Below are 11,456 nucleotides of genomic sequence, written 5' to 3' on the forward strand. Positions count from 1 at the left end.
TCGTCCGCTGCGGTTTTCGCACTACGACCGTTGCCGACCCTCCAGGACGATCAGCAGGGCGATGCAACATTCATAGAAGCAATAAAAGTAAACTAGGTCGGCGCTTGATTGAACGAATGATTAGTATTGCGCTAATCATACGTCGCAAAATGGTACTCTAGCGCCTATCGGCCTAGATCGCTATTATGCTGGATTGAGTTGTTAGATGTATGCCCGTTGATACAACCTACACCCAATCGCAATACATCCAGGCCGTGTGCTGATATGCAGGATCGCCGCGTGAAGCTTCGGGTCGAAGCTACCATCGAAGGCAATGTTGCCTTTCCAGGGGTAGCTGCAGGAGTCCGCTGTATCGTGACGAACCACTCACCTGTGGGTGCTTGCCTCGCTTTTCCGCCCGGCCTCGCAGTGCCGCGCTAATTCGAACTCGCGATCGGCCAGGAGCCGATCCCTTCAACCGTTCGCATAGTCTGGCGACGAGAGGACTTGGTAGGTGTTGCTTACGCAGCACCTCGATCGGGCGTACCCGACGTCATCCCAGGCTGATTTCGCGAGCGCACGCAGCCAAAAAGCTTCACAGTCTCGCCGTCTTCGGGGCGCCTCCTGAGAGCAATGGCGGTGACGGATCGCCGAGTTCACTCCGTCTTGGAGTGCCCCGCGTTGCGCAACACCCTCCTAGCCCTTCTGGCCGTCTTCGTCGTCATGGCCGCTCACGGCGTGGCCAAGCTGGTGCTGCTGCCGTTCCGAGCGCTGCGCGGCCTGTTCCGACACAGTGCCAAGCCAGCGCAGGTCACGGCGCGCTAACCAGATCCCGGCACCTTACGCGGACGCCGGTGAGATAGACGACCTCCCTCGCCAGCCCGTGATCAGATCGGGCGGCGGGGCTGAGGCGGCCCGTCAGGATAGAGCGTGCGAGTATATCATCGCTTCGCGCCAGCAGGTTCCGCTAGCGGCGCTACACCCAGCTCACTGTTCGTGGTTATCATTGCCGCTCGCGGCTGATCGCTTTGCCGCCTCCTTCACGAGGGCGTGCAGAAGTGCTGTCGTGAACGCCTGCATCTCCGCTGTTCCGTGCTTCATCACAGCATCATGCGCCTCTCGGCATGCATCGACCATCTCATCGAAGTCATGGTCGTCGATCATCGCACTTCCTGGGCTCCAATTCGCTCACCGCGAGCACGGCGCGGGTAGGTACTATTCAGGATTGCGATTTTGAAGTAGGTTTGGGGCGTGGATCACGAATTTTTTTAGCGCGCCTGGAGAACCGCCCATGCGTCATCCAGCGCGGCATTCCCTTGCCGGTTCCAACCAACACGACCGCGGTCGCAAGGCCATCCAGCGGATCGCGGACACGTTGGGGTGTCCTGTCGAGACGCTTCTGGAGACGGCCCATTCGGAGGCTTACCCAGACGAGATTGCCGAACTGATCCGGCTTTGGTTCAAGATCCAAGATACCACGACACGCAAAGCTCTCCTTGAACAGATACGGGTAGCGGCAGGCGAGCCGTCGAGGTGAGATGTGTCGTCAAGAACGCCAGCCGGTAGTCAGATCGGGCGGTGGAGCCGAGCCGGCTGGTACGCCACCAAGGGGTGCAGCCATGCTTGTCGATCGGGACCGGGTGCTGCCCAGCGACGCGCTGGATCAGCTGGCTTGCAGGTTGCTCGCCGAGGTGCGGTCGCAGTACCCCCAGAAGCCGCAAGGAGCGCTCATAGGCGACCTCGGCGACGATGTGGGCGCCAACCTCCTAGCCTGACTGCTGGATGGCTACGACGACGCTCTAGGCGAGGATAGCGGTGACTGAGCCCGCATCCCCTGATCGTCCTCGACCGTGACGTCCGCGCACTCACACGCCGGCACCATCGCGGCCTTGCGTCACCCACAAGTTGGTGTTCGCTGAGCTGGGGCTGGAGCTATAGAGCGCCATGAGCCAGACCACACTTACCCAGCCGCTCCAGGACGATCCGCTCGCCGAAGTGGATAGGCACGTCGCCGAGGTTCAGCAGCGTCGTGAAGACCAGCTCCGCCTCATCGCGCGCTTGGCCAAGGACTCGCCGGTTCGAACTGGCGCCCAGCATCTCCTCATGGAGATCGAGCGGTCCCTCTCCCTATGCCAGGCGCATCGGATGCTGATCCAGCATCTCGTGGAGCCGGAGTAGGCTTCCAGTCACCGTGGCGCCCCTGTAGCGAGCTACGCCTCCCACGGCTCGCTCATTCTGACCTCGGTCAGCAGTTCACGTCCGGCCGGCATCGGGATCCGCACCGACGGGAATGGTGCCAAGCTAACGATCCTCACCGCTCCCTACCGATTTCCGGCCTGCGGCGAAGCGCTCTACGTCGGCGTCGCTCAAAATGAAGTCGCCGATGCGCCAACGCTCCACTTCGTCGTCGATCAGCTCCGCTTCGATGCCGATGGCTTTCAGCGAGGCTACGATCGTGAGGGCCGGATCTGCTTCATCAGTCATGGCCTACCCCTGAACACAGGTTAGCCCTGGATGATGCAATCATCCACTGCGGTTTTGCAACTTATGGTTACGAAAATTTGGGTATGGTGAGTGGGCTCAGCCGAGCTACCGCCCTTCTTCGAACAGAAGCAGCAGCGTCCCAAACGCATAGGCCGCATGGATGTCCAGTCGGTCGTGAGCCGCCTTACCGCGCAACGCCATAACGAGCTTGGTAGCCGTAGCCGCCGCCCTCATCACCGAAGCCAGAATGGCCGCGAACAGGATCCAACCAGTGAGCGTCTGCGGCACGACGGTATGCTACTGCACCAGCCCAGGACCATCTACTAGGCCAAGGCGCAGGGCGAGAGCTAATAGGTCGCCGTGCGAGATCCACTCCCGGCCGTCGATCCGCCAACGATCGGACTCTTCGTCCGGCTCGACGTTATGGCCATGCGCCTGCAGCGCCGCCAAGGCTTCGAGCGTCGGGTCGAAATCCTCAGTCATGGGTTCAAGCGGATGCAACGATCATGCGGCACGGAGCTTCACCGTAAGCGCTGCCGCAGCCAACGCGTTGCGTCCTCAAGCGTATCGAACACAGGCGGGCGCGCTCCCGCGAGTGGTCCCAATCCGGCTTCCAAGAACCACATCCCAGACCGCCCATGCTCTGGCGCGTCGAGACGGACCAGCACAGCTACCAGCAGACCGTTGGCCATCGCCAGCATGCCGTCACGATCAGGGCTGCCGGTGTCGACCGAGATGGGCTGGAGAACGACCAGGGTCTCGACGTTGTCCCGGCCTGCCAACGCTAACCTCTCTGAACGCTGCTAAGCCACGGCACTTGCCGGCGGCCACTCCAACGCGCGTTCCTGAGGTGGAGGTAGTTGGGATTGAACCCGCAGTACGCCTTGAGGTGCGCGACATCCAGGATCGTCAGGACGCGCGCCTTCAACGTGATGAGTTCAAGCCGGCGCAACTCCCTGAGCGTGCGGTTCACGTGCACGTCCGACAGGCCCATCGAGTCGGCGACCTCGGTTTGGGTAAAGGGGAACAGGTAGCTATTGTGGTTGACGAGCCCCACCGCATCCATGCGCAGCAACAGCTCGCAGAACAGATGCGCGATGCGCTGATCGGCCTGACGGCTGCCGATGTTGACCAGCCACTCGCGCAGCACGGCCTCATCCACGAGAGCGCACCACATCAAAGCCCGCATCACCCGCGGGTGGCTGGTCGTGACCTCCTCGATGGCTTGCCGTGGGATCTCCACGACCTGACAGGGCGAGATCGTGCCGATGTTGTGGTCCATCTGGTCGAGGATGAACACGTTCAGGTCGCAGAAGTCGCCCGGCACGAAATAAGCCATGATCTGGCGCCGACCGTCCGGGAGGTCCTTGTAGCGGCAGGCGTAGCCGCTGAGGATGAGATGCACGTCGCCAGGAACGTCGCCCTCCCGGATCAGGTCCGTCCGGGGTCCTACCTGCCGCACCCGAGGAACGAACATCCGCAACGCCGCCCGGTCGGCGTCGGTCAGTTCCTCGAAGCTCTCAAGCTTGCGGATCAGAGCATCTTGCATCGGACCACGGCGGCGAAGGGCAATTTATCTCCCTACGTCCAGGATGGAATATAAACCCCGTCTTATGATAGATATTTTCCGCGGGTAGCGGGTAAGTGGCTGAGTTTTTACGACTGTTCGCTTCCGTACACATCGAGCTGAAGCCTCAGATTACCTTACCAAACGAACGTCTGCATCTGAGGAGAAGCGAATTGGCTCATCTGAGAAGGTTGGGTTAGTAGCAGAAGAGGACGCCCGATGAAAAGGCGCTTAAGTCAAAACAATTTAATTATCGTCTTATCTTTTGATCCGAACTGGAGATATATTGAGTTATTCGCCTGCTTTATGACGGCGTTTTATGTTATTCCTCCATGTAAGACGAATACACCGTTGATCGAATATCTGGGCATCAGCGGCAGAGAGATGCGAATGCTCCCGCCTGAGTGAAGTTGGAAATCTGATGCCCCATTTTTTCTTCGACACCGACGACGGTGAGGTCCGGTTTGAGGATAATGAGGGCTTCGAATTGCCCGGCGTTGAGGCCGCTCGCATTGAGGCATTGGACGCCCTCCCGGATATGGCGCGCAACAAGCTTCCGGATCGCGATCGCCGCACCTATTCGGTTCGGGTGCGCGATGAGGGCGGGGTGGTGATCTACTTCGCCTCGCTCGACCTGGTCGGCGAGTGGCATATCCCACACGTCACCAACCCGTGATCGGATCGGGGTGGCGCGGGTTCGCCACTGTCAACATAGATTAGAGTTTGCTCCTATCCTGTGCGAAGGTAGCGCGTCGCTCGCCGTTGCCTCAAGGTGTGGGCGGCTGCGAGCCGAAACCTGCCCTGGCCCTCATCGGAAGCAGAGCTGTGATCCAGCCTCGACAATCAGAGGTCCGTAACCGTCTCCTCGCCACGCTGGCAGCGGACGACTTCGCGCGTCTCTGTCCTGCACTGGAACACGTACCGCTGCGGCTTCACGAGACAGTGCTCAAGCCGCATCAGCCAATCGAACACGCCTACTTCGTTGAAAGCGGCTTGTGCTCGTACCTGGCCGACACGCACGATGGCCGCATCGAGATCGGCCTCGTTGGCCCCGAAGGTATGGTGGGCACGCCGCTGGTTCTGGGGGCCGACCGCGTACCGTTCACCGTCCTCGTCCAGGGCGAAGGCGAGGCGCTGCGCATCCCAGCTGTGGACCTGTGCGCGGCGCTCGATGCAAGCCCAGCCCTGCGCGGCCTGCTCGGGCGCTACGTGCAGAGCTTCATCGCGCAGGTCGGAGGCACCGCCTACGCCAATGCCGAACTTACCATCGAGGCGCGACTGGCACGCTGGCTCCTGATGTACCAAGACCGCATGGATCAGGACGACCTACCGATCACGCACGAGTTCCTATCGCTGATGCTGGGGGTGCGTCGGCCTGGCGTCACGACAGCCACGCATGTGCTGGAGGCAGGGGGTATGATCCAGGCGCGGCGAGGGCACATCACCGTGCTCAACCGCGAGAAGCTGGAGAGCATGGTCGGCGACACCTACGGTGCCGCGGAGGCCGAATACGAGCGGCTCATCGCGGACGCATAGAGCCCCCACCTGGGGTAGCCCTCACTCAGCGCCTGGAAGCCCACCTGTCCTTCCGAAATTTGTCCCCGCCTACCGCAGCAACCACAAGCCCGCGTAGGTGAGTGTAGCTGAGTAGACGGCATGGCCGTCCTCGTCCGTTACCAGCACCATGTAGACGTGCTGGTCACCATCCCCTTGGATCTCGCTGCGGGCGATGTCAGGCAGGAGGCGCTGGGCTTTCTCACGGACCATTGAGAGGTCAGCGAGTTCGACCCCCTCCTCGTCTCGTTGGGTACCCTTGTCATCGCGGATATCGAAGAAGAAGCGCGGCATGCTGAAGGCGGCGATGTTGATCGGCTTTTGCCTCTAACCTCGCAGCATCTCGTTCGGTTTCTTCGGAAGGCGACCAGGACTCCCACGGCTCGCTCATTCCGATCTCGGCCAACAGCTCGCGCCCGGTAGGCGTCAGGAACCAAAGCTTCCGCCCGGCCGCGCCCCGCATCTGTCTCTCTTCGACCAGCTCGAGATCCTGCAGCACCGGCATGACGCTCGGATGCGCGCCGTGCCGCATGCCCTGCGGGTACAGGGCGCAAGCCCGGAGGGCTTCAAGCTGAAGGCCGCGGAGCGGCACTCGGATCTCGGAGGGCATGGGGCCGAGCTACTGCGCGCCGCCTGGACCGTCTACATCAGCCATCCGTCTCGCTGATGTAGTCGGCCCAGACCGGCGTCTTGAGCGTGCCGATGAACGCCGCGTGGCGTTCCCGCTCGGCGTCGGTCAGCCGCGATTTGAACACGCGCGGCGCCACCGGGCTGGCAGCATCCGCAGCGGATTGGGCTGGGGTGGCGACGACGGGCCCAAGGTCGAACCCGGTCTGCTTACCGCCCAAGAGCTCGACGTAGACCTCGGCCAGGATCTGGGCGTCGAGGAGCGCCCCGTGCTTGGTGCGGCGGCTGCGATCGATCCCGTAGCGGTTGCAGAGAGCATCAAGGTTGTTGGCCGCGCCCGCGTGCTTGCGCCGAGCAAGGAGGAGCGTATCGACCACGTCATTGAGGACGATCGCTGACGGCCGCGGCTCGGGTAGGCGGGCATACTCAGCGTTGAGGAAGCCGACGTCGAAAGGCGCGTTGTGGATCACCAGCGTGCCGTCGCCGATGAATTCGAGCAGCTCGGGCACAATCGCGGCGAACAGCGGTTTGTCGGCCAGGAAGCCATCGGACAACCCGTGCACCGCGAAGGCGTCCGGATGCACGGCTCGCTGAGGGTTGCAGTAGCGGTGGAACGTGCGGCCCGTCTGCATGTGGTTGATCAGCTCGACGCAGCCGACCTCAATGATGCGCTCGACCTTGGGGTCCGTGCTGGTGGTCTCGGTGTCGAGGACGATCTCGCGCGTCATGTCGCCTTGCTCTTCCGGTGTGCCTGCTGCCCCTCGAAGGCCGTTCGCACACGATCGTCAAGGATCTGGATCGGCGTGCCGGGCGGGCGGCGGTCGCATCATGGCGCACTCGACCTTATGCACACTGCAACCGCGAACTGCAGAGGTTAAACGAACGCCGCAGCGCCGGGCCAAACAACAGCCTGACAAAAATATAGATGCGTCGTAGGCCTAGTATGAGAAATATTTACGCATCAACACTAAATCTTCAAGTAGGATTACTACGTCGATGTGGATCACTGATATCTCCAGCCTCTCGGCCTACGCCCTCGGCAAGATCTGGAATATCCAGAAGCTCGTTGTAGATTTGCCGGTTCGTAATCACCCCTTCCCTCATCACGATTGCCGTTGCGACAATCACAAGAGAAAGGCCAATCAGAGCTAGGCTAAGACTTACATACTTGAATACATTATCATCAGGAAATGCTAACGACAGACCTCCAGCAATAAGTGTTATTATAAGCAATATTGCTGACGTAAGGCCTATAATATTGGCATATCCCATCAATTCGCAGCGGCGTTTATATCGAAATATTTGATCCCTCATATTAGCCTTTCGGCTTTCCGATAGTTCGGAGGTGCGATATTTTTCGATCAGTTCGCGATACCGATCAATTGCAGAGTCATAGCGGACCTGTAGAAACCCCATGAAAATCCAGGCGGCGAAGATGATCGAGGCTGCTGGCCCGATCACTTTCAAAATATTGGCGAGATCTAAATTCATTGGGCTGCGGTCGCCTCCATTGCTCCTCGGCAACCCACCGCCTCTCAAGAGTTTCCTGGGCCGCGCGCATTAGGCGCTCGCGCAGTGATCGGGGGGGGGGGGCAAGCATGACTTGCCAAACGCGGAGGCCGTCCTTCGCGGACAAGCCGCTTCTGGGTCGTGACGGACTCCGCTCAGCCTTGCGCTTTCCCGACCGCGTCCGCGGCGGATAATCCTGAAATGGGTTCGAGCTGAGCCATAGGGAAGCCTCGGTGTGTCCCCGGCGCTCTCGCGGAGTGGTGTTTCATCCGGTTGAACGTCCGTTCGATCGGACGTGACACCCCGCAAAATCAGCATGGCTTCCGCCTTCGTCTCCTACCTACGGGTCTCGACCGAGCGGCAGGGCCGATCCGGGCTTGGACTGGAAGCGCAACGGCAGGCCGTCGCCGACTTCGTGGTTGGTGGCGCTTGGCGGCACGTGGCGGAGTTGGTGGAGGTCGAGAGCGGATCCCGGGACAACCGCCCTCGCCTATCCGAGGCCATGGCGCTCTGTCGGCTGCACGGCGCCACGCTGGTGATCGCCAAGCTCGACCGGCTGTCCCGTGACGCAGCGTTCCTGCTGAACCTCCAGAAGGCCGGCGTGCGGTTCGTGGCAGCCGACATGCCGGAAGCGAACGAGCTCGTGGTCGGCATCATGGCTGTGGTCGCCCAGGCCGAGCGCAAGATGATCTCGACCCGGACCAAAGCCGCGTTGGCGGCCGCGAAGGCCCGAGGTGTCCAGCTGGGCAAGCCGGAGAACCTTTCGAACCGGGAAGCCGGTCAGGTGCGCTCCCGAGCGCGACAGGCGTATCGGGCGAAGGAACGGGCCCAAGACCTCGCGCCGGTCATCACCGCTGTGCAGGCTGATGGTGCAGTCTCGTTGCGCCAGATCGCGGCGGCGCTGAACGCCCGCGGGATCCCAGCAGCCCGGGGCGGTGTCTGGTCAGCCGCTCAGATCCAGAGGGTTCTAGCAAAGGCCTGAAATTACCAAGTGCCGCGTGGGCTGCAAGGCGGATATAAGATACTAGGTAGCTATCAGCTAGCCATAGCTACCAGGAAGCTAGTCATTAGCTTTCAGATACTTGATAGCCGTCGGCTAGCTATCGCCTAGCATGAGGTATCTGTTAGCTACCTGTTAAGCTACGCAGGACGTGCTGCGTAGAGGCATCCGAGCTTGGAGGAACCATGCCCGTCATCGCCTTTGCCAACCCGAAGGGCGGGTCTGGAAAATCGACTAGCGCCCTGCTGTTGGCGACCGAACTGGCCACCAAGGGGGCGTCCGTCACCATCATCGATGCCGATCCGGAGCGCTGGATCAGCCAGTGGGCGAAGCTCCCAGGCAAGCCTGAGAATGTCACCATTATCAGCGATGTAACCGAGGAAAGCGTGGTCGATGCCATCGATGCTGCAGAACGCGAGGCGGCGTTCGTGATCGTCGATCTGGAGGGCACGGCTAGCTTGTTGGTAGCCAACACCATCGGCATGGCCGATCTGGTGGTGATCCCGACTCAGGGATCCAGCATGGATGCGAAGGGTGCGGCCAAGACCATCCGCCTTATCCGCAACTCGGAGAAGCTGTCTCGTAGGCGGATCGCCCACGCGGTCCTGCTCACGCGCACCGGGGCAGCCGTCACCTCCCGTGCTCTGCGCAACGTGCAGGAGCAGCTGCAGGCCGGCGGCATTGCCATGTTCGAGACGGCGATAGTGGAGCGAGCCGCCTTCAAGGATTTATTCGATTTCGGCGGTACGCTAGCAGGGCTTGCAGCGGCACAGACAGGCAATCTCGAAAAAGCGATTCAGAACGCTCGCGAGTTCGCGGGGGAGGTGGTGTCGAAGCTCAAAGCAGCTGCGAACGAAAGGTCGGCAGCGTGATGGCCAGCAAGGAGCGCGCTTCACTCGGGTTCGGCGGCGAGCTCGACGATATCGATCCCTCAGCCTGGGCCAAGCCGAAGCCGCGGAATGACAAGCCTACAGCTGAGGCAACGAGGCAGGCGGCTGAAGCTACCGGGTTCCGAAGTCGAGAACCCGCCAGGGGTGAGCCAATCGTGACGACGCCCCGTCAGCAGCGCCGCCGGCGGACGGGTCGGACAGCCCAACTGAACCTCAAGCTGAAGCCCGATACGATCGAGACATTCATCCGAGTGGCAGATGCAAATGGATGGGGTCTCGGCGAGGCGTTCGAGCGTGCTGTCGAGTTACTGGAGCAAAGCACCGCCAAAAATGATAGCTAGTAGCTACCAGCTTGCTTCGACAGCTGATCCCGCCCGGATCATAGACCAGTCCGGCCACCGGGACCCATAAACCGTGGTTGGCTGTATCCGGCGGGCGAACGCCTTCAAGGATCGCTCAAGGAACGGGTTCTTGTCGCTGCGGAGCTACCAGAGGATAAGGCTACGGCAGCGAGCTTCACAGCCAGAGCATCGTGACCGCCAGGAACGCTACCTGGAACGTAAGCATCACGCTGATGAGGGCCTTGGCTTCTCGGTCGTGGAGCGCCCAGTTTTCGCGCTCTTTCCCAATCACGTTAAAGCCGCACTGGCACAACCGGAGTAGGTGAACACCATGCGCCCAGTTGGATCGGTTACGGTGGCGACACGAGGTCGGCCAGGCTTGCTGCTTTCGACCTCGTAGGCCGCGATCGTAGCAGCGTCGGCCTCATCCCTCGCATCGTAGATCCGTGGGGCGCTCCGCGGCACCCCGGCTTTTCCGATGCGATCAATCCTGACGCGGTATGTCATGCCGGGCGCTCCCGATTGAACGCCTGCGCCGTCCCCACGGGTCGGAGGAAACAGGAGGTCGGCGCAGGCGGTGCCAAGGCCGGCAATCGACGATGACGCGGCAACATTACACATGGCCCGGATCGGAAAACCAAATTTGACGTCTTTTGAATAAAACGTCTGAAAATCACATATTTAGACGTGATGCCTAGACCAATACCGTATTGAGCGAGGCAAAATTTTATTGCACCGCGCAGACCGGTCGAAGGCCGCGCCGACCTTCATGTCGTGGGGCATCCTCAGGGATTGATCAGCGGGCTATGCTTATCGCCGCCCAGCTTACCGGATCCGTCGTTGCTGCCAGAGTTGTAGGGATTTTTCTCGTGCCGCTGATCCCGCACCGGATCGGGATAATCCGTCAGCGCGCGCCAAGGTGTGGCCGGGGTGCCGAGGCGAAGGGCGCTCGGGAGGCGGAACAGCCAGAAGGCGAGTGCCATCCACGGGACGACGAAGAACAAAAAAGCGGTCAGACCCATGGCGATCCTCCTGAAGGTGCCGACTGGCTCTGAGAAGATCAGCGGACAGGTCGTTCCTACGCCCGCTGATCTGTATGGGTGTCGTCAAAAGACCGAAGTCGGAGCCGGATCTACGGTCTCTCCTCAGGCCTCAGCGGCCTCCTTGGCCTTCCGCGGCCGCCCGGCAGCGCGCTTCGGCTTGTCGGAGACGGTCGCTGCCGGCTCGGCAGCCTTCGGAGCCGCCTTCTTGCGCTGCTGACCAAGCCCCAGGCTTTTGGCCAGGGCCGAGCGCTGCTCGGAATAGCTGGCGGCCGTAGACGGGTAGTCGCGCGGCAGCCCGTAGCGCTCTCGGTACTCCTCAATCTGATCGGCCCCCACGAGGTGGTCCAAGGGTAGAGTTAGTGCACGGTGGGCCGCTCCGCCACGGGTAGCTTGGCCGGCGGAGCTGGTCTGGCAAGCGCAGCCGGCCAAGCGGAGAAGGCTGGCATGAACACCTCCGGGGCC

20 protein-coding genes are annotated in these 11,456 nt (G+C 61.4%); 9 read left to right on the top strand and 11 right to left on the bottom strand.

What is annotated here, in order from left to right; translation table 11 throughout:
• The first annotated feature begins 660 nt into the window (after window positions 1–660).
• A complete protein-coding gene (locus MKK65_RS08205) occupies window positions 661–804 on the top strand; it encodes a hypothetical protein (protein WP_243956962.1) in 144 nt (47 codons plus the stop codon).
• A gap of 162 nt (window positions 805–966) precedes the next feature.
• On the opposite strand, the gene MKK65_RS08210 is transcribed toward MKK65_RS08205, so the two are convergent.
• The gene (locus MKK65_RS08210) at window positions 967–1,143 is read right to left on the bottom strand and encodes a hypothetical protein (protein ID WP_243956963.1); all 177 of its coding nucleotides are present in this window, start codon (window positions 1,141–1,143) and stop codon (window positions 967–969) included.
• Window positions 1,144–1,923: 780 nt separating this feature from the next.
• On the opposite strand from MKK65_RS08210, the gene MKK65_RS08215 reads away from it, so the two are divergent.
• Entirely contained in the window at window positions 1,924–2,157 is a 234-nt protein-coding gene (locus tag MKK65_RS08215; protein ID WP_243956964.1) for a hypothetical protein, read from the top strand.
• 123 nt (window positions 2,158–2,280) lie between these two features.
• Here MKK65_RS08215 and MKK65_RS08220 read toward each other — a convergent pair whose 3' ends face one another.
• From MKK65_RS08220 to MKK65_RS08230, 3 genes are all read right to left on the bottom strand, one after another.
• Window positions 2,281–2,463: a hypothetical protein gene (locus MKK65_RS08220; protein WP_243956965.1), complete on the bottom strand. Its 183-nt coding sequence runs from the start codon at window positions 2,461–2,463 to the stop codon at window positions 2,281–2,283.
• A gap of 105 nt (window positions 2,464–2,568) precedes the next feature.
• On the bottom strand, window positions 2,569–2,751 hold the full coding sequence (locus MKK65_RS08225) for a hypothetical protein (protein WP_243956966.1): 183 nt from the start codon (window positions 2,749–2,751) through the stop codon (window positions 2,569–2,571).
• Between the two features lie 9 nt (window positions 2,752–2,760).
• Window positions 2,761–2,946, bottom strand: coding sequence for a hypothetical protein (locus tag MKK65_RS08230; RefSeq protein ID WP_243956968.1), 186 nt, complete (start codon window positions 2,944–2,946; stop codon window positions 2,761–2,763).
• Window positions 2,947–3,101: 155 nt separating this feature from the next.
• On the opposite strand from MKK65_RS08230, the gene MKK65_RS08235 reads away from it, so the two are divergent.
• Window positions 3,102–3,251: a hypothetical protein gene (locus MKK65_RS08235; RefSeq protein WP_243956970.1), complete on the top strand. Its 150-nt coding sequence runs from the start codon at window positions 3,102–3,104 to the stop codon at window positions 3,249–3,251.
• On the opposite strand, the gene MKK65_RS08240 is transcribed toward MKK65_RS08235, so the two are convergent.
• Complete coding sequence (locus MKK65_RS08240; protein ID WP_243956972.1) at window positions 3,248–4,012, bottom strand: Crp/Fnr family transcriptional regulator; 765 nt, start codon at window positions 4,010–4,012, stop codon at window positions 3,248–3,250. The genes MKK65_RS08235 and MKK65_RS08240 overlap by 4 nt on opposite strands.
• A gap of 439 nt (window positions 4,013–4,451) precedes the next feature.
• On the opposite strand from MKK65_RS08240, the gene MKK65_RS08245 reads away from it, so the two are divergent.
• A complete protein-coding gene (locus MKK65_RS08245) occupies window positions 4,452–4,706 on the top strand; it encodes a DUF6894 family protein (RefSeq protein ID WP_243956974.1) in 255 nt (84 codons plus the stop codon).
• 149 nt (window positions 4,707–4,855) lie between these two features.
• Entirely contained in the window at window positions 4,856–5,566 is a 711-nt protein-coding gene (locus tag MKK65_RS08250) for a Crp/Fnr family transcriptional regulator (RefSeq protein ID WP_243956975.1), read from the top strand.
• 69 nt (window positions 5,567–5,635) lie between these two features.
• On the opposite strand, the gene MKK65_RS08255 is transcribed toward MKK65_RS08250, so the two are convergent.
• Window positions 5,636–5,878: a DUF6894 family protein gene (locus tag MKK65_RS08255; RefSeq protein ID WP_243956976.1), complete on the bottom strand. Its 243-nt coding sequence runs from the start codon at window positions 5,876–5,878 to the stop codon at window positions 5,636–5,638.
• Window positions 5,847–6,089 (bottom strand): hypothetical protein, encoded by a 243-nt coding sequence (locus MKK65_RS08260; RefSeq protein WP_243956984.1) that lies wholly within the window; start codon window positions 6,087–6,089, stop codon window positions 5,847–5,849. The genes MKK65_RS08255 and MKK65_RS08260 overlap by 32 nt, the downstream gene beginning before the upstream one ends.
• Before the next feature lie 9 nt (window positions 6,090–6,098).
• Between MKK65_RS08260 and MKK65_RS08265 the strand changes: the two genes are divergently transcribed.
• Window positions 6,099–6,251, top strand: a complete 153-nt coding sequence (locus MKK65_RS08265; protein WP_243956977.1) for a hypothetical protein — start codon at window positions 6,099–6,101, stop codon at window positions 6,249–6,251.
• Here the strand turns inward: MKK65_RS08265 and dnaQ are convergent.
• Window positions 6,232–6,939: a DNA polymerase III subunit epsilon gene (dnaQ, locus tag MKK65_RS08270; protein ID WP_243956978.1), complete on the bottom strand. Its 708-nt coding sequence runs from the start codon at window positions 6,937–6,939 to the stop codon at window positions 6,232–6,234. The genes MKK65_RS08265 and dnaQ overlap by 20 nt on opposite strands.
• A gap of 247 nt (window positions 6,940–7,186) precedes the next feature.
• Window positions 7,187–7,702 (bottom strand): DUF2721 domain-containing protein, encoded by a 516-nt coding sequence (locus MKK65_RS08275; RefSeq protein ID WP_243956979.1) that lies wholly within the window; start codon window positions 7,700–7,702, stop codon window positions 7,187–7,189.
• A 334-nt stretch (window positions 7,703–8,036) separates the two neighbouring features.
• On the opposite strand from MKK65_RS08275, the gene MKK65_RS08280 reads away from it, so the two are divergent.
• The 3 genes from MKK65_RS08280 to MKK65_RS08290 all read left to right on the top strand — a co-directional run bounded on the left by MKK65_RS08280 (window position 8,037) and on the right by MKK65_RS08290 (window position 9,951).
• Window positions 8,037–8,702 carry a recombinase family protein gene (locus MKK65_RS08280; RefSeq protein WP_243956983.1) on the top strand — a complete coding sequence of 222 codons (666 nt, stop codon included), beginning with the start codon at window positions 8,037–8,039 and terminating at the stop codon, window positions 8,700–8,702.
• 203 nt (window positions 8,703–8,905) lie between these two features.
• Window positions 8,906–9,592, top strand: coding sequence for a ParA family protein (locus tag MKK65_RS08285; RefSeq protein WP_243956980.1), 687 nt, complete (start codon window positions 8,906–8,908; stop codon window positions 9,590–9,592).
• Window positions 9,592–9,951, top strand: a complete 360-nt coding sequence (locus MKK65_RS08290) for a stability/partitioning determinant (RefSeq protein WP_243956981.1) — start codon at window positions 9,592–9,594, stop codon at window positions 9,949–9,951. Before MKK65_RS08285 ends, MKK65_RS08290 begins: the two co-directional genes overlap by 1 nt.
• Before the next feature lie 785 nt (window positions 9,952–10,736).
• On the opposite strand, the gene MKK65_RS08295 is transcribed toward MKK65_RS08290, so the two are convergent.
• Both MKK65_RS08295 and MKK65_RS08300 read right to left on the bottom strand, forming a co-directional pair.
• Entirely contained in the window at window positions 10,737–10,973 is a 237-nt protein-coding gene (locus MKK65_RS08295) for a hypothetical protein (RefSeq protein WP_243956982.1), read from the bottom strand.
• A 123-nt stretch (window positions 10,974–11,096) separates the two neighbouring features.
• Window positions 11,097–11,330 carry a MucR family transcriptional regulator gene (locus MKK65_RS08300; protein WP_409565384.1) on the bottom strand — a complete coding sequence of 78 codons (234 nt, stop codon included), beginning with the start codon at window positions 11,328–11,330 and terminating at the stop codon, window positions 11,097–11,099.
• Window positions 11,331–11,456 lie beyond the last annotated feature (126 nt).

Source organism: Methylobacterium sp. J-001, from assembly GCF_022829565.1.
In the GTDB taxonomy this organism is placed as follows: Bacteria; Pseudomonadota; Alphaproteobacteria; order Rhizobiales; family Beijerinckiaceae; genus Methylobacterium.